The organism is Prauserella salsuginis, from assembly GCF_024648885.1.
GTDB lineage: Bacteria > Actinomycetota > Actinomycetes > Mycobacteriales > Pseudonocardiaceae > Prauserella > Prauserella salsuginis.
In genome coordinates this window covers 1-23,285 of record NZ_JANBBF010000009.1, presented here as the reverse complement: position 1 = coordinate 23,285, position 23,285 = coordinate 1, and the positions used below count along the sequence as shown (strand labels likewise).

The following is a 23,285-nucleotide window of genomic DNA, read 5'->3' as shown; positions in this document are numbered from 1 at the left end:
GCATGCTGACGAGTGAGACGCGCGAAGCCGCGTTGTCGCGCCTGGGGCGGGCGTTGGCCGACCCCACTCGGTGTCGGATCCTGGTGGCGCTGCTGGACGGGGTGAACTACCCGGGGCAGCTGGCGACGAAGCTCGACCTGACGCGCTCGAACGTGTCGAACCATCTGGCGTGCCTGCGCGGTTGTGGCCTGGTCGTGGCCGCCTACGAGGGCAGGCAGGTCCGGTACGAGCTGGCCGATCCGCACCTCGCCGGCGCACTCGGCGAGTTCGTGCAGGTGGTGCTGGCTGTCGACACGGGCCAGCCGTGCGTCGACGACACGCGGCCCGCCGCGGCACCGGCACCGGAATCCGCCGCACCGGAATCCGCTGCACTGGGAGCCGCCGCACCGGAAGCCGCCGCACCGGAAGCCATTGCGCCGCCGTGCACCGACGAGGTCGGCACCGGTCGGAGCGTCGTCGGTGAGGGCGCCACCGCTGTCACGGACGGGGAGGTCGCCACCGATGGCTGACGACTGCTGCGGCCCGAGCGATTCGCGGGCCACCACGTCCGCCGACGCCGCGTCCGCCGACGCTGCGTCCGCCACCGGGGCCACCGCCGCAACCACGGGCATCGCGGTCTCCGCGGGTTCGCCCGACGACACGGCGACGGCGAACACGGCCGGGCCCGCCGACGTGGCGGCGTGCGGTGACGGGTGCTGTTCGACGGAGGCTGCGCCCCCACGGTCGGGAGGCGCTCTGACCGGCACGGCGCAGCCGGACGATCACCGGCGCACGGTGTTGTCGCGTCGCGTGCGACTGTTCGTGGCCGCGACGATCACCTACAACGTCATCGAGGCCGTCGTCGCGATCACCGCGGGTGCGATCGCGTCCTCGGCGGCGCTGATCGGGTTCGGCCTGGACTCGACGGTCGAGGTCGCGTCGGCCGCGGCCGTGGCGTGGCAGTTCGCGGGGCGTGATCCGGAGCGGCGCGAACGTGTCGCGCTGAAGGTCATCGCGGTGTCGTTCTTCGCGCTGGCGGCGTATGTGACGTTCGAGTCGGTCACGACGTTGGTTGGTGGCGAGCAGGCCGACCACTCGACGGTGGGCATCACGTTGGCGGCGGTGTCGCTGGTGATCATGCCGGTCCTGTCGTACGCGCAACGCCGTGCCGGGCGCGAGCTGGGGTCGGCGAGCGCCGTGGCCGATTCGAAGCAGACGCTGCTGTGCACCTACCTGTCGGGTGTCGTGCTGGTCGGCTTGCTGCTGAACTCGCTGTTCGGCTGGGCGTGGGCCGATCCGGCGGCCGCGCTGGTGATCGCCGCACTCGCCGTGAAGGAGGGGCGCGACGCCTGGCGCGGCGACCACTGCTGCTGAGCAGGTCGCCGCGCCCGGCCCGGCCACCGGGCAGGGCCGCCGACTCCACAGTGGACGTCAGATGTCGGCGAGTCTCGGCCGGATGTCGCCGACGAGGCTTGTCGCCCACGGCACCGGATCCTGGTACGCGGGCGGCACGAGGCTGACCAGCGAGACGCCCAGTTTCCGGTAGGTCTCCATCTGGCGGAGGAATCCGTCGGGGTCGGTGATCGTGTCGCCCTGGTACAGGATCGTCTTCTCGATGGCGTCGTAGTCGGTGCCGAGCGCTTCGCAGTGCCCGCGCAGTACGTCCAGCTTGTGCCGTACGGCCGCCACGGCCTCCTCGCTCGCGGCGCTGAACAGGTTGCAGGCCTGGCCGTACTGCGCGACGAGCCGGAGCGTCTTGCGTTCGCCGCCTCCGCCGATGAGGACGGGGATCGTGCCGTTGGCGGGCTGGGGCAGGCTGATCGTCTCGGTGAGCCGGTAGTGCTTGCCGTTGTAGGCGCCGTCGTCGTCGGACCACATCTGCCGGCAGATCTGCAGCGTCTCCTCGAGGCGTTCGAACCGTTCGGCAAGCGGCGGGAACGGCACGCCGAGGCCCGCGTGCTCCCGTTCGTACCAGGCCGCGCCGAGACCCAGCACCGCGCGGCCGTGCGACAGCGTGTCGAGGGTCGTGACGGTCTTGGCGAGCAGGCCCGGGTGCCGGTAGGTCACGCCGGTGACGAGCAGTCCGAGGCGGACGTCGGTGGTGATCCCGGCGAGGTAGCCGAGTGCCGTGTACCCCTCGAGCATCGGTTCGTACGGACCGCCGACGTTCTCCATCTGGAACCAGTGATCCATCAGGGTCAGCAGGCTCACGCCGCCGTCGTCGGCGACGCGGGCGGTCTCGGCAAGGCGATCGGCGAGCGTCGTTTCCCACTCCGGGTGGGTGAACGTGTAGTAGTGCAGTCCGAGCTCCATGTGACCGACCCTACGTCCGTGCGGTGGTCATCGCCCGGTGGTGACTGCCGCCTGGCAGCGGCTCCCGCGAGTCTTCGGTACCGCGGGAGCGCATGTGTACGGAGCCGGAACGACGACGCGAACGCCCGTGGCTTCACGCGGCCGACTCCGGTTCCGGGCCTCGAGCATCACGCCGTGTTACTTTTCGCCACACGCCGCCATAGTCGCTGGTCAGGACGTTTTGGTGGTTTCGTGTGAACCGGACACGACGTTGGGAGGACGGCGTGCCTGAAGAACGATTCGGGGCTCAGGACGCCCCTGCACCTCCGGTGATCGGACCGGAGTTCGCCGATGCGGCCGACGACCAGCCCGACGAGGTCTACCTACCCTCCGAACGCTTTCACTACGGCGATGAGGAGGCGACGGTCGAGTTGCGGCGACTGGAGGACGAGCGTCTCGTCCTGCTCGCCTTCACCTCACTGGAAGCTCTCGTCGAGGGCTGTGGCGAAGGCCAGCCGTGGTTGTCGGTGCGAAGTGACTATCTGAACCGCATCGCGGCCGACAGTGGCGCCACCGAGGTCTTGTGGAACGCCGTTCTTCCGGACGACCAGCGTCAGGAGGTAGCACCTACCGGAGGCGTGTCGTGAGTGGATACGGCGCGGGTACCGGTTCGCTGGACGGGATCGCGTCGAAACTGCGCAACGGCGCGAGTTCGCTGGAACAGGCCGCGGGGCAGCGTCCGCCTGCGCCGAACGCGGGTGAGATCAGTGGGGTGGTCCAGGGGCTCGTCGGTGCGCTGTCGACCTCACTCGCCGGTGTTGTCGAAGGTTGTGGAGCCGCCGGCGATGCAGTGGCCTCCGGACGCGATGCGTACGAGAAGGCCGAGCAAGACGGTCGCACCGACGTGTCCAACGCCAGCGGTGGGCTGTGAGGGGGAGCCATGCCGATCGACACCGAGGTCAAGGCGGATGCGGCGAGCATCCGGAGCGTCGCGCAGTGGTTGCAGGGCAGGTCCCAGAACGCGGACACGGCGGGGACGCAGGTGTACGGGGCGCGCGGCGATTCCGAATCCACGTGGACGGGCGAGGCTTCGGACGGGTTCCGAAGCACCATGACGAAGTTCGGTGGGCAGATCGACGGCCTCAGCACGGACCTGTCCCGCACGTCGTCCCAGTTGAACTCGCACGCCGATGACATCCATACGGCGAAGTCACGCATGTCGCAGGCGCTGGAGATCGCGCGCAACGGCGGCCTGACGATCAGCGGAAACATCATCCAGGAACCGGGTCCTGCGCCGGCAGCTCCGGCGCCGTTGCCGACCGATGAGAAGCCGAGTCCACGCCAACAGCAGATCCACGACCAGGCCACGCAGGCGCAGGCGGCGCACGAGAAGCAGGTCAAGGCCTACGTGGAAGCGGAGCGGTCAGCGACTCCGGCTCGTGAGGCGCTCATCAAGTCGCAGCAGACGTTCGTTAGGTTCGCGAAGGGGTATGCGGAGAAGGCGCCGATCAACATCGCCGACATCAGCACAGGCCTGGCGGGAGCGGTCGCCCAACGCACGAGTCAGTACCGGGCGGCGGCGAAGGCGCTGGACCCGGCGATCGAACGTGCGGCCGCGTACGCGAAGAGCGGCAGGACGAACCCGTACGCACAGGCACGCGCGGATGCCTTGGAGATCGAACGCAGGCTCGCCAAGCAGGCAGAGCTGAACCGGGCGACAGCCACACGTACCGCCCGCATGGTGGACATGCTGCCGAAACACCTGAAAACAGCGCTCACGACGAACTTCGACTTCGGGAAGGCGGAATCCGCGAAGGCTGGCTCAAATCCGGCACTCCGTGGTGCGACGAAGTTTGCCAGCAAGATCCCGGTTTTCGGGGCCGGTTTAACCGCGGTCGGTGTGGGAATGGATATTCGCGGTGGTAAGGACCCGGGAAAGGCCATTGCATCGGGTGCCGGCAGCTTTGTCGCTGGCTCATTGGCAACAGCGGCTGTGGCAAGCGCAGGCGGGCCGGTCGGATGGGCTGTGGCCGGAGGTGCGGTCGTGTCTGCGGGAGTCGGGCTTGCCATTGACGAATGGGGCGATGACGTCGCTGACATGGCGGGCGACGCGGTGGACTGGACTGGCGACCGTTTGTCCGACGCGGGAGAGTCGATAGGTAAGGCAGGACGGGCGGTCGGTGATTTCTTTGGTGATCTGTTTTAGGCGGGTATATGGATGTTTCTAGGCTTCCGCCCAAGCCTGATTTGTATACGGGCGAACCTCGTCCCCCGGGTGCCCCGCTGGAATCTGAGGGAGAACGACCGGACGACCGGCGAGAACTGAGCGCGGATCGTGTACCTCGTTCTCCTGTGGATGAAGGCCCGATGCTGGAGTGGTTCTACCCCACGCGCACAGGTCGAGTGATGGCTGGCGCATCCATGTCGGCGATACTGGTCGTCTTCGGCGTAATTCTGGACGGCGGATTCTCCTGGATGGGCGTGTGGTGGTTGTGGATAATTATTTTGCCATGGCCATTGGTTTTCCTCGTCTCGGCTGGTTCTGAGCAGGTCTGCGCGGGTGTTGACTGGCTCGCGTTGGATGGTTACGCGTACGTAAAAACGTACGACCTCGTCACCGTTAAAGTACACCTTGATGGGGCTGCGCACGCGATTGAAATGGTTGACAGCCAAGGACGTTCCCTGCGTCCTAAAATAATCAGGCTCCAGCGAAACCATCGGCTCTGGGATCTGGTGTACAACGGAATTCTGCATTCGGTGCACGTGGGTGGTGCGGAGACGAACAAGCGGGCTCGGGACTACCTCCTGCTCGACCATCCACCGACTCTTCGCCCGCAGTAGCGCCGCCACTAGTCAGCGCCGCCACTGGTCAGCGCCGCCACTGGTCAGCGCCGCCACTGGCCAGCGCCGCCACTGGTCAGCGCCGCCGCTCGCCGTGCGGCGGGCTCGGGCGCTGCCGCGGGCGGTGGCGCCCGAAACTGTCGTGGGTGGCGGGCAGGATCGGTGCATGGCTGATTTCGCGAGGAACACCCATCACGCGCTCGACTACGTCGAGCTTCCCGTCACCGACTTCGACGCGGTGAAGACGTTCTACGGCGACGCGTTCGGCTGGCAGTTCACCGATTACGGCCCGGGGCCCGCGTATGTCGGAATCCGTGGAATGTCCGACGACGAGGTCGGGGGCTTCCGGAAGGAGGAGCAGGTCACGCCGGGCGGACCGCTGGTGCTGTTGTATTCGACGGATCTGGAGGCGAGTCTTCGCGCCGTGCGCGAGGCGGGCGGTGAGATCACCCAGGAGCCGTTCGACTTTCCCGGTGGGCGGCGTTTCCACTTCCGTGATCCGGCCGGCAACGAGCTCGGTGTCTGGACTGCCGCATGAGATGAACGGCGATCTCGCGGGCCCGGTGCTGCGCTCCCGTCGACGATTCGCTGCGGCTGTGCTCCGTTCGTGCGGCTGCGCCTACTGGTCCAACGACCAGCGTGCCTGTACGCCGTCGAGGAAGGCGTCGAGGGCGAAACGCATCGCCTCCCGACCCTGGAAACTCCAGGCATCTTCCTCGTTGCTCACGGCAGCGAGCCGCGGGTAGTCGCCGCTCTCGGAGGCGCGGATGAGATACGGCTCCTGTGCGGCCCACCATTCGCTTTCGGTCGTGGGCGGCGGGGTGTCGGACGAGTCGGCGATCAGGTGATCGCGCGCGGCACCGATGACGATGCTCATCACGCCGGTGATGATCAGATTCTGCTCGCGGCCCGGGATGTCGTGGCCCTCGAACGCGCGCAGTGCCCAGTCGAACCCGGCCAGCGAACCGGGGCCCAACACGGGACGACGTTGGTTCAGTTCGAGCAACCACGGGTGGGCGGCATAGCCGTCCCAGGTGCCCTCGGCGAGGAGGGCGAGATGCTCGCGCCAGGTCTCGCCGGTCACCGCGAGCTCCTCCGGTGACGGTTCCGTCGCGCGGTCGACCATGAGATCGACCAGCTCGGCCTTGCCCGGTACGTAGCGGTACAGGGTCATCGGGCCGGTACCGAGCTCGTCGGCCACCGCTCGCATGTTGAGCGCGGTCACGCCGGAACGATCGGCGAGCGCGATCGCGGTGGCGACGACCTGGTCGAGGGTGAACCGCGGTTTGGGTCCCGGCCGCCCCTCCTGGGCGCCGCCCTCGCGCCACAGCAGTTCGAGGCTGCGACGTGGATCGCCTGCACCGGTCTGGGGAGAGCTCATGGAACGAGAATCCTAACCGCCCCGGCACTGGCGAACCGGGTACGTCGTACGCTATAACTGAGTACATCGTACTCGGATACCTTCTGGAGTTCTGATGAGTAGCTCCGTCATTGAGGCTCACGGCCTCACCAGACGATTCGGGGAAACCGTCGCCCTGGACGATTTCGACCTCGAGGTGGCGCGCGGCAGTGTCCACGGGTTGCTGGGGCCAAACGGCGCGGGCAAGACGACGGCGGTCCGGATCCTCACCACGCTGCAGCGGCTGCACACCGGCACGGCGATCGTCGCCGGGCACGACGTCGTTCGGGAGGCGCGACAGGTCCGTCGCCGCATCGGGTTGACCGGGCAGCAGACAGCCGTCGACGACCTGCTCAGCGCGCGGCAGAACCTCGTCTACTTCGGACGCCTGTTCCGGCTCGGCAAGGCCGATGCCCGCAAGCGCGCCGACGAACTGCTCGCTCAGTTCGGTCTCGCCGGTTCCGCACACCGGGTGCCGAAGAAGTTCTCCGGTGGCATGCGCCGTCGGCTCGATCTCGCCGCCAGCATGATCCTGGCACCGGACGTCCTCTTCCTCGACGAACCGACCACCGGGCTGGACCCGGCCGGGCGCAGGGAGGTCTGGGAGGCCATTGCCGGGCTGACGGCCGGTGGCACCACCGTGTTGCTCACGACCCACTATCTCGACGAGGCGGACCGGCTCTGCGACCGGATCTCCGTGGTCGACCACGGCCGCAACGTCGTCGATGACACGCCCGACGGGCTCAAGCGGCGGATGGGGGCCGAGCGGCTCGAGGTGATGGCGACAGCGCCCGAGGCGCTGGAGCCGATCACCGCGGTGGTCGCGTCGGTCGCGACGGGTGAACCGTCGGTCGAGCCCGGCACGTTGACCGTGTCGGCGTTCGTGCACGACCCGGTGGACGCACTGGTGACCGCGGCGGCCGCGATCCGCGAGCAGCGGTTGGAGGTCGCCGATCTCGGGCTTCGGCGGCCCACGCTCGACGAGGCGTTCCTCGAGCTGGTGGGAAGGGAGACGGCATGACCCACGGCACGACACCTCTGAAACCGGCCACCGACGACACCGTCGGCCACCGGATCCGCTGGACCCTCAGCGACTATCGGGTCGTGGTGGGGCAGGAGTTCGCCCACCTGCTGCGGCAGCCGGCCAACTTCGCGTGGCAGCTCGGCTTCCCGGTGGTCATGGTCCTGCTGTTCGTCTACGTGTTCGGCTCGGCGATGGACGTCACCGGTCAGGGCGCGGGTGTGGGCTACATCGGCTACGCGATGCCGGGCCTGTTCGCGATGACGATGGCGTTCGGGTTCATGAACACCGCCTTCGCCGTCGCGGACATGAAGGAGAAGGGATTCATCGACCGGGTGCGGTCGATGCCGATGGCCTCGTCGGCGATCGTGGTGGGCCGAAACCTGGCCGACACCATTCACGCTGCCGTCGACCTGGCAGTGCTCGCCGTGATCGCGTTGCTGATCGGTTGGAGCTCCGACGGTACGGCCCTGGAGACGCTCGCCGCGTTCGCGTTGCTGCTGTGGCTGCGCTTCTCGCTGATCTGGGTCGGGATCTGGCTCGGCCTCCTCGTCAAGGGCACCGAGCAGGCGGGCAATCTCTTCGCGCTGGCGTTCCCGTTCGGGATGATCTCCTCGGTGTTCACGCCGCCGGAGCTGATGCCCAGCTGGCTGCAGCCCGTCGCGGAGTGGAATCCCGTTTCGGCGACCGCCACGTCCATCCGAGAGTTGTTCGGCAACCCGGTTCCGATCGGCGATGCGTGGCCGGAGGTACACGCGCTCGCAGCGGCGATCATCTGGCCGTTGGTGATCACTGCGGTGTTCCTGCCGCTCGGGGTGCGCCGGTTCCGCAATCTCGGTCGCTGACGTGGCGTGGGATCCGAAGGTCAAGACCATCCGGATCGTCACCCGGGGGCGTGTGACGGGCAGGGTCCACCCGGTCACGACGTGGTTCGCGGGCGCGGGAGGCGCGGTCTACGTCGCGGCCCGGCACGGGTTGCGGAGCGACTGGCTGCGGAATGCGGTGGCGGCATCGGCTGTCGAACTTCGCCGGGGTCACCTGTCCTGGACGGCCGAGGCCGCGCTCGTCCACGACGCCGAGGAGGTGGATCACGCCCTCGATGCGTTCGCGGGCAAGTACGCAGAACACCGCGCGATCATCAGCACCTGGCGAGCTGATCCGCCGACCTTCGTGCGATTTCGGTGGATCGAGTAGTGCGCGTTCGAGACGTGGCTCGGTGCCAGGGCGGCGCGCGAGGACTCGATAAATCCGTCGCGACTCTCGACTAGAGAAGCGCACTCGGCCGTCGCTAGCTTCGGGTCGAGCGAACGGTCTGCACGGGGAGTTCCGATGATGCTGTTGACGGCGATGCCCGCCTCCCGGGCACCGGGAGCCGTACCGACCGTGCCGGTGGTCCGGACTCTGGCGGAACGGCTGTCCGAACGTGGGCAGCGGGTTCGTGTGCTCGTCCCGGAATCGGAGGCCGGCGATTGGCCTGATGGCGTCGAGCTGCATCTCGGCCGGGTCACCGACCCGGCCGAGTTCGCCGCGGCCGTTGCGGATGCCGAGCTGGTGTTCCTCGCCGGCCTCGTCGGTGAACCCCTCGCGTCCCTGCGCGAGCTCACCACCACGCTCGTCACGGGACGGGTCAGGCGGGTCGTGGTGCTCGGCTCACACGGATCCGATTTCGACGCCGGGATATCGGACGAAACGTGGCAATGGTCGGCGTTCGAACGGTGCCTGGAAAACGGCGGGATCGGCCGGTTGTGGCTGCGGCCGACGGCGGTGATGGCCAGCGCGGACGTCGGCGGGTACCCCATTCCGGGTTCCGCGGTGGTGGACAGGATTCGACGCGGTCAACAGGTTCACGAGTACCTGCCCACTGCGCCGTACGCATTCATCCACGAGGACGATCTGGCCGAGATCGCCGCGACCCTGCTGCTCGGCGACCGGCGCAGCGGGACGGTCGATGTCAGCGGGACGACCGTGAGCGCGGTGGAACGGCTCGCCGCCCTTGGCGCTGCTCTCGGTGTCGAACCGCAGCTGGTCGAATTGACGGCGGACGAAGCGGCGGAGCGGTGGCGGCAGGCAGGCTGGCCCGAGGACACGATCGGCGTGATGCTGTACGCGTTGCCCGCTTTCGCCGCGCAGCCCGACAATCCGGCGTTGCGAGAGCAGGAGGAAACGGCCCGGACGCTACTCGGCCGACCACCGCAGACGTTTCGGCAATGGGCGGCGCGGCTCGCCGACCGAGTGGCAACACCGGACGGGTCTTGACGACACCCCCGATGACGGGAGTGGCTTGGCGATCAGGGTGCGGCAACCGGGTGTGCGCGAACTATCGCTGTTGACCGTGGTTTACCGGCCTGCTGACCAGGGCAGGAAGCTAGTCCTGAACCGCTTCGAGCGCGAAGAATAGGAATACGGGTGCGGTCGAGACGTGCTCGAAGTCCTGGGGGAACAGCTCGCGTGCCTCCGGCGCGGGTTGCGGTTCGTTGATGCTTGCGACACGGAAACCGGCGGACGTGAACGCGTCGAGCATCGACTGCAGCGACTTCCTCCAGAACCGCATCGGGACACGCCGGCCACCGAATTCCCATTCGAACTCGTAACTCGTGTTCGCGAAGTAGTTCGGTCTGGGATCCTGGATGGTGTAGGCGACGAAAGGGTGGTCGACCGACGCGAAAAGCCTGCCGCCGGGCTTCAGCACCCGCCGCATTTCGGCCAGGGCCGCAGTCCAGTCCTCCAGGTAGTGCAGCACCAGCGAGGCGATCGCGTCATCGAAGGTTTCGTCGTCGAACGGCAGTGGGTCGTTCAGATCCACCAGCAGCAGCTCGGTGTCGTCGCCGAGGCGTTGCTCGGCCAGTTCGAGCATTCCGGCGCTGGCGTCGATGCCGGTGACGGTGGCGCCGCGGTCGCGTAACGAGGCCGACAGCTTTCCTGAACCGCACCCGACATCGAGGACGCTGTGGCCCGCGACGTCTCCCACCAGCGCCAGCATCGCGGGGCGCTCGTAGTAGGCGTTGGCGAGGCTGCCGTCGTTCTCCGCCGAGTAGGCTGCGGCGAAAGCGTCGTAGTCGTTTACTCGTCGCCGCTCTTGGACCCCTGTGTTTTCCTGTTCGTCTGTCACATGGTGAATCCTGTCAAGAAGTAGCTGCGCCGCTTGATGTTGCTGGCACGTTGTTGGCGAGCCGAGCAAGCTCCGGCGCCGGAGCGGATGACGGAATCGGCCCGCCGCTCGGGAATCAGGCGGGACGTCCCTGGAAAGTGGCCTCGACCTGCTGCAGGTGAGGGTGTGCGCCGGGTGCCTGTCGGTGACTGCTGTTGCTGGTTGGCGTGGGTCGGTGGATCCTGCCGTCATGGTGATCAGGTGGGAGGCGTTGACCATCGATGCGCGCGACCCGTTCTCCCTCGCGCAGTGGTGGGCGGAGACGCTCGGCTGGAGGTTGACGGATCCGGTCCCTGGAGGCGTCGAAGTGCAGGAACCAGGTGGACGCGCGCCTTCCCTGTTCTTCGTGGCGGTCGATGACCCGAAGTCGGTCAAGAACCGGTTGCATCTCGACCTGTATGCCGGTGACCACGAGGCGACGCTGGATGGGCTGCTCGCACGGGGAGCGTCTCGGGTTTCCGTGGGACAACCCGCCGAGGCCGAGTGGACCGTTCTCGCGGATCCTGAGGGCAACGAGTTCTGCCTGCTCGAACCACGTTGACGGTCACTGAGCCGGACGTGTCCTTGCCGTAGGGCGCAGAACGCGATGGGCACCAGGGCCTGATGGGTCACCATGCTCAGGGGCGCATCGAATACGCCCCTGAGGTCGACGCCGCCTACCTCTACCTCACCGACGCCCGGCTCACGCCTGGCCGGGAATCAATCGAGTTGGAAACACCACCGGACTCCCCGGCGACGGTCGTCATGGACTGGAAGGACGGCAAGATCACGGGCCTTGAAGTCCTCGAGGCCTCGGCCCTCCTGCACCCGGATCTGCTTGCGCAGGCCATGCCACCCGGGGACGACCCTGATCTACCAGCGGGCTCCCAGCGAGGCCGACCGGATGATCGCTGACCGGACTCAGCTCCGGTTGACGAGCACCGGGGAGAGACGCTCGGAGGCGGATTCCGAGGAGGGTGGGGACGAGACGTCCGCCGACCGATGTTGTTGGCGGGCTCGTTCGGCCCCGGCACGACGAAGGCCCAGGTCCGAAGTGGATGCCTTCTGACCTGGGCCTTCGTGGTTGGAGCGGATGACGGGAATCGAACCCGCGTTCTCAGCTTGGGAATCAGGCGGACGCGCCTGGAAAGCGGCCCTGACCTGCGGGTGACCGTGCGCGTGGGGTGTCTCTGTTGACCCTGGTTGACCGCCCTTAATGGCCCGCTAATGGCCCGAGTTGTCGTGTACGCGGAGGGGGCCAGCTGGCTAGAGTTTCCTAGCTATACCTGTCCGATTGGACGTGCAGTGACCTCTTCGGAAGATGCCGGTGACGGCGAGTGGACCGACGGCCTTGAGATACGGTCGCCAGAGGCACGTCGTGTGGCTGATCTTGCTTCTGTCGGCGAGGACCTGTCGTTCGTGATGCGTGCGGCCGAGCGCTTGTTGGTGGAGATGGAACTCCCGGATAACGAGGGCGATTCCGTCGTTATCCGCGCACTATGGTCTGCGGCGCTGGTTGCCTACCAGCGGTGTTTCACGGACGGGAAGCGTGCAGGTTTGGCGCTCGCGGATGTCGAGGGGCTAGGGCTGGAAGGCGACGCCCTTGAGGCGGTCGGCGCGGTGTCAGACGATCTACCGGGCGTGAAGGGGCCGACTCGTGGTGAGAGGCGGCTGCCTGGTTGCTCTGAGGGTCGGGTGGCGTCGTTCGTTGTGCGCGCCGGGGCCGCCGGCCGGGAGCGCCAGCGGGAGGCCGGGCGTGCCCCGGCGGCGGCGCGCGAAGCGCGCAGCCCTTGATCTCTTAGAGGGCAATTCGGCAGCAGTCCCACTGCACCGCGGTGGCTCGGCTATAGTTCATACGGGTGAGACGCTCTCGGCCGACGCGGGGGCTGCTCCACCGTGGCGCTGTGACGGAGCTGCGATGTCTGAGGGGTTTACCTCTACTGGACGAAGGGCTCGACGGGATGGATCTTGACGTCCACTAGGGCAGCTGGACTCGGTCGCTCCGGGCCTGGAAATGATGCGGGGCCTGGAAATGATGCGCGACCAGCTTCCCCTCGACCAGCATGCGGCATGCGAACGGTTCGTAGAATTCGCACTCAGGTGTGACGTCTCGTAGGCCGAGCTGGAAGCGAGATTATCCTACGGGACCACTCTTGCTATCGAGCGTTAGCGGAGTTCCTACGTTCTGCCCTAATCAGTTTCGGAGGGTGCGCCGCGCTGGCGAGCCTGCTCCAGCAGGAAGCAGCCGGAGGTGATAGCCATCGATGTGTTGGATTCCGTTCCGAAGGAGAATTCGCCACCGTAGGAGTCAGAGAAACTGATTTGATGGTTCTGCGGCTTGTCGTGAAACACCTGTTGACTCTCAAATCCGTAGCGTTGAGCGATTTGAGTGACGCGGTCAATCACATCTGGCCAGCGATTTTCGGGGATGGGGCCCTTGGACAAGCCCCCGCTGATTTGTCGGGTTCCGCCATCCCCTCCGATGTCGGGGAAGTCGAAACCGCACCTAGCCCCGCTCACAGGAGTGCGGCCCTCTGGGATTTCCCACTCTGGGATGCCAGCGATGTTGACTGTGGCGTCTTGTACTTCTTTGATCATTTGTTTGTAGCGTTCGGTCATGTCTTCGAAGCTTGGCCGTTGCATCAGTGTGTTGAACTGGTCCTGGACCGTGCCGGCGTTCGGGTCGTCGTTGATGTCCCCACCCTCCGTTCCGCATGCGGAAGCAAGCATGAGGACCACCAGGCTCGATGCGATCACCGCAGGCTTCACCAACCGGTGACGAACTTCCATGCTGCTTCTGCTCCCTCTTTGATGTCCGATGCGACGTTACGGCCGGCTTGGCCTGCGACGTCGCCCATGTCGGCGTTGTTTCCTTGTACGATTTGACCGTCTTGCTCGTCTGGATCGTGTTGTCCTGCGACGACAGCTGCCATATTGTGCTGGCTCGTACTGTCGGGCGTGAAGTAGCCACTGTGACCTTCGACGCCTTTGAGGTCTCGGCCGGTCGGCGACTGCTCGGCGGGTACCGCTCCGGTCTCGCCGTGTTGCATCCCGGGCATCGAGGACGGGTCTTCGCCGAGGTGCCCGCTGCGCCCGATGTCGGCTACCGGGTCGTTATCGGCTTCCAAGGACATGACGTGCCCATCGGGAACATTCAAATCCCCGGTATCGCCGGTGCCGAGACCGGGCGAACCAAACATGACTGCATCGTCAACACCCGTACCGCCCTGCAGCGCGTAGCTTGAAGTCAGCGAACCATAGGAGTGGCCCAACGAGGTCAGATGCGGCGGATTGTCTCCCCGGCTGGCATCGATGCCGTTCAGGAACGAATTCAACTCCTTGCCGCCTTCTTTTGCGGCGGTATCGTTGGCCACACTCCCGCCGGGGCTAAACATGCCTTCGTCTGCTTGTGGAGCTTGGTAGCCAATATAGGTTACCGTGGCGAAACTGTCGCCGCCATTTCCGGCACGGTCGGCCAGTTGTTCGGACTTTGTCTTAAGGTCCGCCATGTTTTGGTCGTAGTTCTCGAGGCTGCCGTCGACGGTGGATGTGAATCCGGGGGTGAACACGGCGACGTGGTCGGCGTTGTCGACGTCGCCGTTGGCGACCGCGGCTTCGGCGCGCGTTTTGGACAGGTCGAGTTCGAGAAGGTGTCGGTTGGGAAGGGTAGGGTCGTTGATTAGGCCTTCCACCTTTTCGACCGATGCGATCTTGGCTTCCAGCTCTCCGATGTTGGAGTTCTCTAGGCCAAGAATGTCCTTGTATCCGGGGTTGTCCTCTTTCGCTTGTGCGAGCTGGGTTTTCAGATCTTGTTTGCTTTGTGCGAGGATGTCCCGGTTGGCGATGTCGCGGTACTTGGCCGAAACGCCGTCGCGGTTGCCGATCAGTTTCGGGTAGTCCTGCGTGAAGCGGTCTCGTTGGGCTTTGGACAAGCTCGCCCACCATGCCGCATTTTGGGCTGGTGTGGCGTCGCCCGATGGCGGTGTGGGGATGCTGAGGGAGCCGAGAGCTGTGCCGGCGTTTCCTGCCGCAGCCAGGGTGACGGAGTCGTTGCTCATCGCGCCGGCGTCGACGGTGTCTGCTGCCAGGACGCGGTCGAGTACGGTGCAGAAGTCTTTGTCTACGTCGTTGGCGCTGCGCAGGACCTGCCGCACGCGTTCTTGGATTTCCTTGGCGAGGGACGCGCGTTCGTTAGCGACTGATTCCTGTTGACCTTCCGGGACGTCCGGTGGCGGCCCCTCGTCGATGACGGAACCGTCATCGCCGATGCGAAAGTGGTTTGCGCTGGCGAGCTGCTCTGCTTCCTTGACACCGTTCTTGACGCCGCTTACTGCGTCCGCGGTGGCGGCTATGGCACGCCTGGCTGCGGCGATTTCAGCGGTCCACTCTTGGAGGCTATCGATGATCTGGTTCCCGCGCTGAGCGGCTGCGGTAGCGGTTTCGCCGGTCCAGCCGTCCGGCGCGTTCACTTTCCCGAGGTCTTCACCAGCGGTAGTCAGCTCGTTGTACTCACGATTCAGCGGACCGATGGCATCGGAGAGAGGTTCGCCGTCCCATCGGGTCACATCGCCCCATGTGACCATCAGATCGGCTCCTGTCCGCCGGAGTGGCCGGTCCGCGGAGTGAGATCCTCCTCGGCCGCAGCGTCACTACTCCGGTACTGCTCGGCGGCTGTCGCCAGGTTCTGTGCGTACTGTTCCAGCGCGCTCGCGGTCTTCACGCCCTTGCCCTTCCAGGATTCCTTGACGCGGGCCAGCTTGGCCGTTGCTTCAGAACCGGGCATCCCCGCATCGCCGCCCGGCAATACCGACGCGGGGTCCACCTTCCGCACCGCTGCTGCGACGTCCCCGGCGGCTTCGCTCGAGCTGGCGATCTCGCCGATCTTCGCTTCGAATCCCATGGCGGCCCCCTCCCACCGTAGCTGTGCTGTCGCAGCGTGGCACCGGGTAAGCGACGATTCAACGACCGGGTTCAAGGTCAGGGGTTGTCACTCTCGACGATGGTGTCGCCTACGCGCACCGAAAGTGAGTAGTTCTACTCATGGACAATAGTGTCGACGTGGCACGGAGCAGCAGTGATTGCGCGAGCCCAGCTGAGCGACGGCCAGGGATGGTTAACGCCACCAGGTTGTGCCGGGTGCGACGTTGTACTTGGCGGCTTCGCCGATGTCGAGGTCGAAGTCGCGGCGCGGTACCGGCTGGCCGTTGAGGTTTAGGCCGACCCGGGACAGGGCGTGGATACGCTGCAACGCGATCTGTCGGCCGGTCTGGCTGTGCAGCCTGGACGTGTCGGTCTTCTGGGTCTGCTGGTCGTGAATGCGATACAGCCACGTGACGGGGCCATGACGACATGCGGGCGGCACTGATCTATCAGCGGGCTACGGATGAGGCCGGCCAGCGGATCGCCGATCAGCTCTCGGCCCTCGTGGAGAAGCACCGCAAGGGCTCTGGTGCTAGCTCTGAGTCGGCCGACGATGACGGTGATGAGCCCGGCGACGGCGAGGCCGGGCAGCCCGCTCCTGTCGGCTAATGGCCCACTAATGGCCCGCGAGTCGAGTCGATCAAGAAACGACGAAGGCCCAGGTCCGAAGTGGATGGCTTCTGACCTGGGCCTTCGCGGTTGGAGCGGATGACGGGAATCGAACCCGCGTTCTCAGCTTGGGAAGCTGATGTTCTACCATTGAACTACATCCGCCTGCTGCCGACCGATCTTACAACGTCCGCGCGGCTCGTCACCCCCACCCCCGGTCAACTTCAGTCCCGCTTTGCTTGACGTCTGCCCGGAGAGTGACAACACTTGTTGTCATCACCTGAACGGGTCGTGCGAAGGAGCATGCGATGAGTGGCGACCAACGGCTGCCCGAGCCCGACTTCCTGCGCACCGGTGGGTTTCGCCTGGCCACGCTGCTGTATGCACCCGGTGATGTGCGCGGCACCCGGCGTCAGCTCGACGCCCTTCGCGAGTACGCCCAGACGGCCGATCCGCTCGCCGACGACCTCGTCGCCCTGATCGAACGCCTCCCGGACGGTGAGGGCCGCGCCCTCTTCGAGCGTGCGCTCGCCGACGGCATCGACGCCGTACCCGACGCGCCCGCCGAGCTCGACGCGTTCTTCCGCCACACGGAAGCCACGCCGTACTGGGTCGACCACGCTCGCCTCGACGCGGGTGCCCGCGCCATCGTCCGCACCGGCCTGCTCGGCCTGTTCCCCCTCGGCGACATGGCCCTGATGGGCGGCTACCTGTCGTCCAGGGCGACGAAACCCCTGGTCGGCACCGGCGCCCTCATCGAGGACATGGCCCCGAAGAGGCTCGTCGAGACCACGCACTGGTGGCTCGACGTCACGACGCCCGGTGCGCTGCGCACCCACGAACACGGCTACGCCGCCGTGCTGCGCGTCCGCCTCGTCCACGCGCACGTCCGCGCCGCCATGAACCGCCGCCCCGACTGGGACTACGGCGCCTGGGACCGGCCCATCAACCAGATCCAGACCGTCGGCACGCTCCTGCTGTTCTCGCTGGTCTACGTACTGGGCATGCAGCTGCTCGGCGTCCGCTACACCGACGACGAACGTGCCGACATCCACCATCTGTGGCGCTACATCGGCTGGCTCATGGGCATCACCGACGGACTCCTCCCCGCCACCGAGGACGACTCCTGGCGCCTGCTCTGGCTACTCGCCACCAGCGAATTCATCCCCGACGACGACTCGAAACGCCTCGCCGCCGCGCTGCTCGCCGCACACGAAGGCGTCGGCCAGGGCCGCGGCGCCCTCGGCAAGGTGCTCGCACACACGTCGGTGCGGCTACACGGCTCGGTCAGCAGGCTCGTGCTCGGCAAGGACAACGCCGACTTCCTCGGTCTGCCGAACGACCCCGTCGCGCAGGGCGCAGTGCTGGCCGGTGCGGCCGTCAACTTCGCGGCCGAGAGTGTGCGACGCGCCGTACCAGGCGCGACAGTCGCGGCAGAACGCATCGGCGAGCTCGGGCGCAGGCAGTACCAGCGCAGGCTCGGCTCCCTGTTCCGCATCGACCGCACCTACGCACGGCACATGCGGACCGCGGCCTGAACCCCGCGGCGATAGGGTGGGTCCGTGCTGCTCAGTGACCGCGACCTCCGCAAGGAGCTCGACGCAGGCCGACTCGCCGTCGACCCGTACGGGCCGCAGATGCTCCAGCCGTCGAGCATCGACGTGCGCCTCGACCGGTTCTTCCGTGTCTTCGACAACACGAAGTACACGCACATCGACCCGTCGTTGCAGCAGGACGAGCTCACCTCGCTCGTCGAGAAGACCGACGGCGAGGCGTTCGTGCTGCACCCCGGCGAGTTCGTGCTCGGATCGACGTTCGAGATCTTCAGCCTGCCCGACGACCTCGCCGGCCGGCTCGAAGGCAAATCGTCGCTCGGCAGGCTCGGCCTGCTGACGCACTCGACCGCCGGGTTCATCGACCCCGGGTTCGACGGGCACATCACGCTCGAACTGTCGAACGTCGCCAACCTGCCGATCACGTTGTGGCCTGGCATGAAGATCGGCCAGCTGTGCCTGTTCCGGCTCACCAGCTCCGCCGAGCACCCCTACGGTTCCAGCGAGGCAGGCTCCAAGTATCAGGGCCAGCGCGGCCCCACGCCCAGCCGCGCGTACCGCAACTTCGACCGGGTCGACACCGCGCGCTGAAGGTCGAGACCACGTTCGAGCTCGATCCGCGGACAAATGCGACGGCGTGCGGACGCGTGACTGATCCGTCTCACAGAACGGTTCGATAAGTCACCCGTTGGTGGTAGCTTGCCCGGTCGTGGCTACCCCGACCTCCCGATCCCGCGCCGCGCTGGTGACGCTCAGCGTGCTCGTCGGCGTCGCGGGCGCGGTGGGCGGCCACCTGCTGTGGCCCGACACCGACTCCGCCGACACCGCGCAGATCGCAGGAACCGCCAGTGGTCTGGAACGGCAGTCGTCCGAACCGCCGCTAGCCGGTCCGGCGGGCCAGCCTGGCGGGCCGGGCGCCGAAGCATCCGCGACCCCCGCGCCCACGACGTCGTCGGTCTCGCTGCCCGGCGACGCTCCCACCACGACCAGCGCCGAACCCGCACCGCCCACCACGACGTCGGCCTCGCCGGAAACCAGCGGCGCACCCGACGTCTCGACCACACCGACCACCAGCCCGCAGACCTCGACATCGGACACCACGACGTCGCCCGCCTCACCCACGACCACCGAGGAGGACCGCAGCGGACGGCTGGTCGAAGAGCTCGCGCGGTACGTCAACGAGGAACGCAAGCTCGCGGGCTGCCCGGCCGCTCGCCTCGCCTCGTCGCTCGACGAGTCCGCGCAGGCGCACAGCGACGACATGTCCCAGCAGGGCCGGTTGTCACACGAATCGTCCGACGGCACCTCGTTCGAGGACCGCGTCGAATCGCACGGCTACGACGACCCGGCGGCCGAGAACCTCGCCATGGGCGTCACGTCCGCGCGCGCCGTCGTCGACAACTGGATGAGCCAGGACGCCCACCGGGCCAACATGACCGACTGCGACGTCACCTCCCTCGGCATCGGCCTCAACGAGGACGGCTGGTACTGGACTCTCGACCTGGGCTACTGACGGTTGCCGGGCCGTGGGGCGGGCAAAGCCCCCAAGGGCACCTTGGGGGCTCTCAACGCCACCAAAGTGCCCTTGGGGGCACGAGGGCCTCACTCGGATGGGTGGTCACTCGGTCGGGGTGATGCGGCTGAGGATGCGAGTCGTGTCGACGCCGGTCGGCAGGGTGCCGAACGCCGCGCCCCAGCCGCCGGCCAGGCGTGACGCGCAGAACGCGTCCGCCACCGCCTCGTCGCCGTGTCGCACCAGCAGCGACCCCTGCAACACCAGCGCGAGCCGCTCCACGAGCCTGCGCGCGCGGTACTCCACATCGGACAGGTCGGCGAGCTCCTTGCGCACTCCGGCGATCGCCTCGTCCAGGCGTCCATCCACACCGGACGCCGCGTCGAGTTCGGCCATCAGCGCCTCCACCGAGTCCGGCTGTTTCGCCATGGCGCGCAACGTGTCCAGTGCCGCCACGTTGCCCGAACCCTCCCAGATCGACGACAACGGCGATTCGCGAAACAGTCGCGGCATGCCCGATTCCTCGACATAACCGTTGCCGCCGAGGCATTCCAGCGCCTCAGCCGCGTGCGCGGGCGCGCGCTTGCACACCCAGTACTTCGTCACCGCCAGTGCCAACCGCCGGAAGGCGGCCTCGCCGTCGTCGGCTGCCGCGCGGTCGCTCGCACCGGCCAGTCGCATCGCCACCAGCGTCGCCGCCTCGGATTCGACGGCCAGGTCCGCCAGCACGTTCGCCATCGCCGGGTGGTCGGCCAGCCGGGTGCCGAACGTCGACCGGTGCCGCGCGTGGTGCGCCGCCCGCACCGTGCCGTAGCGCATCCCCGCGGCCCCGCCGATGACACAGTCCAGCCGCGTGTTCGACACCATCTCGATGATGGTGCGGACCCCGCGGCCTTCCTCGCCGACGAGCCAGCCGACCGCCCCGTCGTACTCGATCTCGGCCGACGCGTTCGACTTGTTGCCCAGTTTGTCCTTGAGCCGCTGCAGATGGATGGCGTTGCGCGAACCGTCCGGCAGTACGCGCGGCAGCAGGAAGCACGACAGCCCGCCCGGTGCCTGCGCGAGTGTCAGGAACACGTCCGACATCGGCGCCGACGTGAACCACTTGTGGCCCGTCAGCGTGTAGGTGCCGTCGGTTGCCGGGGTCGCGGTCGTCGTGTTGGCGCGCACGTCCGAGCCGCCCTGCTTCTCCGTCATCGACATACCCGCGATGAGGCCACGCTTGCCCGTCGGCACGCGCAGGCCGTAGTCGTACTCGCGGGCCGCGAGCAGCGGTTCGTAGACATCGGCGAGCTGCGGGCTGTGCCGCAGCGTCGGCACCGCCGAGTACGTCATCGAGATCGGGCACGTGTGGCCGGCCTCGTTCTGGCTCCACACGTAGAACTTCGCCGCGCGCGCCACGTGCGCGCCGGACCGCGAGTCCCGCCACGGCGTCGCGTGCAGCCCGTGCGACACGGCCACGTCCATCAGGTCGTGCCAGTGCGGGTGGAACTCCACCTCGTCGATCCGATGGCCCACGCGGTCGTGGGTGCGCAGCACCGGCGGGTTCTCGTTCGTCAGCCTGCCCCACTCCTGCACGCGTTCGCTGCCCGCGAGCGTGCCGAGCTCGTGCACCTCGTCGGCGGCCCAGTCGGCTCCCTCGCGTTCCAGCGCGGCGAGCAGTGTCGGGTCGTCGGCGACGTCGTGGCCGGTCAGTTGCGGCACCTGGTTCGTCACGTCGTGGGTTGCTGGCATCGCCGATCTCCTAGGGCTCGCAGGGTGAACGTGGACAGCTCGCCGACGGCGTCCTCGCCGCCCGAGGTCAGCGGTCCGATCATGACCTCGGCGACGGCGCCGACGACTGCGGCGGCGGTGAGTTGGGCTTGTTGCGGTGGCAGTGTCCCGTCGCGCACGCCCTCGGCGATCCGTTCCGCGATGACGTCGCGGAACGCGCGGCGGAACACGATGCGTTCGGCTTCGACGGGCGCATCGACCGGCTCGGCGAGCAGCGCGTACGCCAGCCGAGGCGCCTTGAGTGCGCGGGCGGCGAACGTGTCGACGACGGCGACCACTCGCTCCCCCGCCGACCCCGGCCGCTGCGCCGCGCGTTCGACGGCCTCGACCTCCCGCGTCACCAGTTGCCGGAACAGTTCGGCGACCAGTTCGCCCTTGCCGGCGAAGTGCCGGTAGACGCTGCCGGTGGCGACGCCCGCACCGTCGGCGACCGCGGCCACGGAACAGCCCGCGTATCCGCGAGTGGCCAGCAGCTCCACGGCCGCGTCGAGGATCGCGGCGCGCTGGGAGTCCATGCGTGCCTGGATCTTCGGGGTGCGGCGGTACACCATGCCAAGTAGTGAACCACCATTCACCCCTTGGGGCAAGGTGCCCGGTCACGGACATCGGTATGCGGCGTTCGCGTTGTGTTCAGCCCGGCAACACACGAACGGGCTACAAAGCTCGGGTGCGAAACAAAAACCGACTCCTCGCCTGTGCGGCCACCGCGGCGCTTACGGCCACGCTGGCGCCGACCGCCACGGCGAGCCCCGCCGGCGACAGGCCGCCTCACCCCGGGTCCGCTGAAGCCGTGCCGTCCCACCCCGGTGAGCACTTCGTGCGCACGGCGACGATGCCCGTCCACGAGAACTCCTCGCCCGATGAGGAGACCGCGGCCGAGATCTCGGCCGTCACCCCCGACGGCCGGACCGTGGTGTACACCGATTCGCCCGGTGAGCGCATCGGCTTCGCGAACCTCGTGCGGCGTGACTCCGTCGAACCGGCGGGCACCCTCGACATGCCGGGCGAGCCCACGTCCGTCGACGTCGTCGGCGGGCTGGCGCTCGTCGCCGTGAACACCTCGGAGAGCTACACGGAACCGTCGGGCGTGCTCGAGGTCGTCGACATCGACGCGCGTTCCGTCGTCGCGAGCCACGACCTCGGCGGCCAACCCGATGCGATCGACATCTCCCACGACGGCCGCCACGCCGCCGTCGCCATCGAGAACGAGCGCGACGAGGACTCGGGCGACGGTGCGATCCCGCAGCAGCCGGCCGGGTTCCTCGACATCGTCGACCTCGACGGTTCCCCCGCGGACTGGCAGGTGCGCAAGACCGACCTGACCGGCCTCGCACACGTCGCGCCGAGCGACCCCGAGCCCGAGTACGTCTCGATCAACTCGCGCGGCGAGGTCGCCGTGACGCTGCAGGAGAACAACCACATCGCGGTCGTCGACCTCGACAGCGGCGACGTGCGCAGCGACTTCAGTGCCGGCACGGCGACCGTCCGCGGAGTCGACACCACCGAGGACGGCGCGATCGAACGCGACGGCACCGTCACGGGGCCGCGCGAACCGGACTCGGTCGGCTGGCTCGACGACGACACCCTCGCGACCGCCGACGAAGGTGACTACGAGGGCGGTACCCGCACCTGGACCGCGTTCGACGCCCGCACCGGCGACGTCGTGTACAGCTCGGGCGCCGACCTGGAGGAACTCGCCATCTCGTACGGGCAGTACCCGGAGCACCGCGCCGAGAACAAGGGCGTCGAACCGGAGGGACTGGCCGTGGCCACATACGGCAAGCACCGCTACGCGTTCGTCGCGCTCGAACGCGCGAACCTCGTCGCCGTGTACAACGTGGACGATCCGCGACGGCCGAAGTTGGTGCAGGGACTGCCCACCGGCGTAGCGCCCGAGGGCGTGCTGCCCGTGCCGCAGCGCGGCGGGCTAGGAGCTGTTTAGGAACGAGGGGTGCTGTAGGTAAGAGGAGAGGTCTCCGGTAGATGGATCAACGACCAAGAAGATCAACATCTATCCGGAGACCTCGATGGGAAGCGTATCGAGCGGTGCTCGTAAGGATCTGACGGACCGGCAATGGGTGGCGTTGCAGCGCGTGTTGCCGTCTCGGCCGGTGGTGGGTCGTCGGCCGAAGTGGACGCGGCGGCAGTTGCTGGATGGGATCCGGTGGCGGGTGCGGGTGGGTGCTCCGTGGCGGGACGTGCCGGAGCGGTATGGGCATTGGCAGTCGATCTACCAGCTGTTTCGCCGCTGGCAGCGG

At 67.4% G+C, this 23,285-nt stretch carries 27 protein-coding genes, 1 tRNA gene and 1 pseudogene; 19 read left to right on the top strand and 10 right to left on the bottom strand.

The window, feature by feature from the left end; all coding sequences use genetic code 11:
* Positions 1 to 2: 2 nt before the first annotated feature.
* Together cmtR and LY40_RS06900 are read left to right on the top strand one after the other, a co-directional pair.
* Positions 3 to 317: pseudogene (cmtR, locus tag LY40_RS06905) on the top strand (Cd(II)/Pb(II)-sensing metalloregulatory transcriptional regulator CmtR); the annotation flags it as partial.
* Positions 318 to 672: 355 nt separating this feature from the next.
* Entirely contained in the window at positions 673 to 1,353 is a 681-nt protein-coding gene (locus LY40_RS06900) for a cation efflux transmembrane domain-containing protein (RefSeq protein ID WP_372497729.1), read from the top strand.
* 57 nt (positions 1,354 to 1,410) lie between these two features.
* Here the strand turns inward: LY40_RS06900 and LY40_RS06895 are convergent, their stop codons facing one another.
* Positions 1,411 to 2,292, bottom strand: coding sequence for an LLM class F420-dependent oxidoreductase (locus tag LY40_RS06895; RefSeq protein ID WP_183781366.1), 882 nt, complete (start codon positions 2,290 to 2,292; stop codon positions 1,411 to 1,413).
* Positions 2,293 to 2,555: 263 nt separating this feature from the next.
* Here LY40_RS06895 and LY40_RS26350 point away from each other — a divergent pair, with 263 nt between their 5' ends.
* The 5 genes from LY40_RS26350 to LY40_RS06870 all read left to right on the top strand — a co-directional run bounded on the left by LY40_RS26350 (position 2,556) and on the right by LY40_RS06870 (position 5,650).
* The gene (locus LY40_RS26350) at positions 2,556 to 2,918 is read left to right on the top strand and encodes an SAV_915 family protein (protein WP_183781368.1); all 363 of its coding nucleotides are present in this window, start codon (positions 2,556 to 2,558) and stop codon (positions 2,916 to 2,918) included.
* Positions 2,915 to 3,202: a hypothetical protein gene (locus tag LY40_RS06885; RefSeq protein ID WP_183781370.1), complete on the top strand. Its 288-nt coding sequence runs from the start codon at positions 2,915 to 2,917 to the stop codon at positions 3,200 to 3,202. Before LY40_RS26350 ends, LY40_RS06885 begins: the two co-directional genes overlap by 4 nt.
* A 9-nt stretch (positions 3,203 to 3,211) precedes the next feature.
* Complete coding sequence (locus LY40_RS06880) at positions 3,212 to 4,477, top strand: WXG100 family type VII secretion target (RefSeq protein ID WP_258936297.1); 1,266 nt, start codon at positions 3,212 to 3,214, stop codon at positions 4,475 to 4,477.
* 161 nt (positions 4,478 to 4,638) lie between these two features.
* Positions 4,639 to 5,112, top strand: coding sequence for a hypothetical protein (locus LY40_RS06875; RefSeq protein ID WP_228725990.1), 474 nt, complete (start codon positions 4,639 to 4,641; stop codon positions 5,110 to 5,112).
* Between the two features lie 166 nt (positions 5,113 to 5,278).
* A complete protein-coding gene (locus LY40_RS06870) occupies positions 5,279 to 5,650 on the top strand; it encodes a VOC family protein (protein WP_258936296.1) in 372 nt (123 codons plus the stop codon).
* An 81-nt stretch (positions 5,651 to 5,731) separates the two neighbouring features.
* Here LY40_RS06870 and LY40_RS06865 read toward each other — a convergent pair whose 3' ends face one another.
* Positions 5,732 to 6,493, bottom strand: coding sequence for a TetR/AcrR family transcriptional regulator (locus tag LY40_RS06865; protein ID WP_183781378.1), 762 nt, complete (start codon positions 6,491 to 6,493; stop codon positions 5,732 to 5,734).
* A gap of 94 nt (positions 6,494 to 6,587) precedes the next feature.
* Between LY40_RS06865 and LY40_RS06860 the strand changes: the two genes are divergently transcribed.
* From LY40_RS06860 to LY40_RS06845, 4 genes are all read left to right on the top strand, one after another.
* The gene (locus tag LY40_RS06860) at positions 6,588 to 7,532 is read left to right on the top strand and encodes an ATP-binding cassette domain-containing protein (RefSeq protein ID WP_183781380.1); all 945 of its coding nucleotides are present in this window, start codon (positions 6,588 to 6,590) and stop codon (positions 7,530 to 7,532) included.
* The gene (locus LY40_RS06855; protein ID WP_183781383.1) at positions 7,529 to 8,377 is read left to right on the top strand and encodes an ABC transporter permease; all 849 of its coding nucleotides are present in this window, start codon (positions 7,529 to 7,531) and stop codon (positions 8,375 to 8,377) included. The genes LY40_RS06860 and LY40_RS06855 overlap by 4 nt, the downstream gene beginning before the upstream one ends.
* A 1-nt stretch (position 8,378) precedes the next feature.
* Positions 8,379 to 8,726 carry a nitroreductase/quinone reductase family protein gene (locus tag LY40_RS06850; RefSeq protein ID WP_258936295.1) on the top strand — a complete coding sequence of 116 codons (348 nt, stop codon included), beginning with the start codon at positions 8,379 to 8,381 and terminating at the stop codon, positions 8,724 to 8,726.
* Positions 8,727 to 8,861: 135 nt separating this feature from the next.
* Entirely contained in the window at positions 8,862 to 9,788 is a 927-nt protein-coding gene (locus LY40_RS06845; RefSeq protein WP_258936294.1) for an SDR family oxidoreductase, read from the top strand.
* Between the two features lie 109 nt (positions 9,789 to 9,897).
* Here the strand turns inward: LY40_RS06845 and LY40_RS06840 are convergent, their stop codons facing one another.
* Complete coding sequence (locus LY40_RS06840; RefSeq protein ID WP_258936732.1) at positions 9,898 to 10,641, bottom strand: class I SAM-dependent methyltransferase; 744 nt, start codon at positions 10,639 to 10,641, stop codon at positions 9,898 to 9,900.
* A gap of 229 nt (positions 10,642 to 10,870) precedes the next feature.
* On the opposite strand from LY40_RS06840, the gene LY40_RS06835 reads away from it, so the two are divergent.
* The 3 genes from LY40_RS06835 to LY40_RS06825 all read left to right on the top strand — a co-directional run bounded on the left by LY40_RS06835 (position 10,871) and on the right by LY40_RS06825 (position 12,453).
* Complete coding sequence (locus LY40_RS06835) at positions 10,871 to 11,221, top strand: VOC family protein (protein ID WP_183781394.1); 351 nt, start codon at positions 10,871 to 10,873, stop codon at positions 11,219 to 11,221.
* A gap of 62 nt (positions 11,222 to 11,283) precedes the next feature.
* On the top strand, positions 11,284 to 11,574 hold the full coding sequence (locus tag LY40_RS06830) for a DUF2283 domain-containing protein (RefSeq protein ID WP_258936293.1): 291 nt from the start codon (positions 11,284 to 11,286) through the stop codon (positions 11,572 to 11,574).
* A 390-nt stretch (positions 11,575 to 11,964) separates the two neighbouring features.
* The gene (locus tag LY40_RS06825) at positions 11,965 to 12,453 is read left to right on the top strand and encodes a hypothetical protein (protein WP_258936292.1); all 489 of its coding nucleotides are present in this window, start codon (positions 11,965 to 11,967) and stop codon (positions 12,451 to 12,453) included.
* Positions 12,454 to 12,849: 396 nt separating this feature from the next.
* On the opposite strand, the gene LY40_RS06820 is transcribed toward LY40_RS06825, so the two are convergent.
* The 5 genes from LY40_RS06820 to LY40_RS06800 all read right to left on the bottom strand — a co-directional run bounded on the left by LY40_RS06820 (position 12,850) and on the right by LY40_RS06800 (position 16,353).
* A complete protein-coding gene (locus tag LY40_RS06820; protein WP_258936291.1) occupies positions 12,850 to 13,449 on the bottom strand; it encodes an LppA family lipoprotein in 600 nt (199 codons plus the stop codon).
* On the bottom strand, positions 13,425 to 15,242 hold the full coding sequence (locus LY40_RS06815; protein WP_258936290.1) for an alpha/beta hydrolase: 1,818 nt from the start codon (positions 15,240 to 15,242) through the stop codon (positions 13,425 to 13,427). Before LY40_RS06815 ends, LY40_RS06820 begins: the two co-directional genes overlap by 25 nt.
* Entirely contained in the window at positions 15,242 to 15,559 is a 318-nt protein-coding gene (locus tag LY40_RS06810; protein WP_258936289.1) for a type VII secretion target, read from the bottom strand. The genes LY40_RS06815 and LY40_RS06810 overlap by 1 nt, the downstream gene beginning before the upstream one ends.
* Positions 15,560 to 15,772: 213 nt before the next feature.
* Positions 15,773 to 16,021, bottom strand: a complete 249-nt coding sequence (locus LY40_RS06805) for a hypothetical protein (protein ID WP_258936288.1) — start codon at positions 16,019 to 16,021, stop codon at positions 15,773 to 15,775.
* 258 nt (positions 16,022 to 16,279) lie between these two features.
* Positions 16,280 to 16,353: transfer RNA gene (locus LY40_RS06800), tRNA-Gly, on the bottom strand.
* A gap of 143 nt (positions 16,354 to 16,496) precedes the next feature.
* Here LY40_RS06800 and LY40_RS06795 point away from each other — a divergent pair.
* The 3 genes from LY40_RS06795 to LY40_RS06785 all read left to right on the top strand — a co-directional run bounded on the left by LY40_RS06795 (position 16,497) and on the right by LY40_RS06785 (position 19,254).
* Positions 16,497 to 17,726 carry an oxygenase MpaB family protein gene (locus tag LY40_RS06795; RefSeq protein ID WP_258936287.1) on the top strand — a complete coding sequence of 410 codons (1,230 nt, stop codon included), beginning with the start codon at positions 16,497 to 16,499 and terminating at the stop codon, positions 17,724 to 17,726.
* 24 nt (positions 17,727 to 17,750) lie between these two features.
* Positions 17,751 to 18,332, top strand: coding sequence for a dCTP deaminase (dcd, locus tag LY40_RS06790; protein WP_183781402.1), 582 nt, complete (start codon positions 17,751 to 17,753; stop codon positions 18,330 to 18,332).
* A 118-nt stretch (positions 18,333 to 18,450) separates the two neighbouring features.
* Positions 18,451 to 19,254: a CAP domain-containing protein gene (locus tag LY40_RS06785; protein ID WP_258936286.1), complete on the top strand. Its 804-nt coding sequence runs from the start codon at positions 18,451 to 18,453 to the stop codon at positions 19,252 to 19,254.
* 105 nt (positions 19,255 to 19,359) lie between these two features.
* Here the strand turns inward: LY40_RS06785 and LY40_RS06780 are convergent, their stop codons facing one another.
* Together LY40_RS06780 and LY40_RS06775 are read right to left on the bottom strand one after the other, a co-directional pair.
* Complete coding sequence (locus LY40_RS06780) at positions 19,360 to 20,988, bottom strand: acyl-CoA dehydrogenase family protein (protein WP_258936285.1); 1,629 nt, start codon at positions 20,986 to 20,988, stop codon at positions 19,360 to 19,362.
* A complete protein-coding gene (locus LY40_RS06775) occupies positions 20,967 to 21,578 on the bottom strand; it encodes a TetR/AcrR family transcriptional regulator (protein ID WP_183781408.1) in 612 nt (203 codons plus the stop codon). Before LY40_RS06775 ends, LY40_RS06780 begins: the two co-directional genes overlap by 22 nt.
* Positions 21,579 to 21,817: 239 nt before the next feature.
* Between LY40_RS06775 and LY40_RS06770 the strand changes: the two genes are divergently transcribed.
* Together LY40_RS06770 and LY40_RS06765 are read left to right on the top strand one after the other, a co-directional pair.
* On the top strand, positions 21,818 to 22,969 hold the full coding sequence (locus LY40_RS06770) for a choice-of-anchor I domain-containing protein (RefSeq protein WP_258936284.1): 1,152 nt from the start codon (positions 21,818 to 21,820) through the stop codon (positions 22,967 to 22,969).
* Between the two features lie 85 nt (positions 22,970 to 23,054).
* On the top strand, positions 23,055 to 23,285 hold a 231-nt coding region (locus LY40_RS06765), incomplete at its 3' end, for a transposase (RefSeq protein ID WP_258936283.1).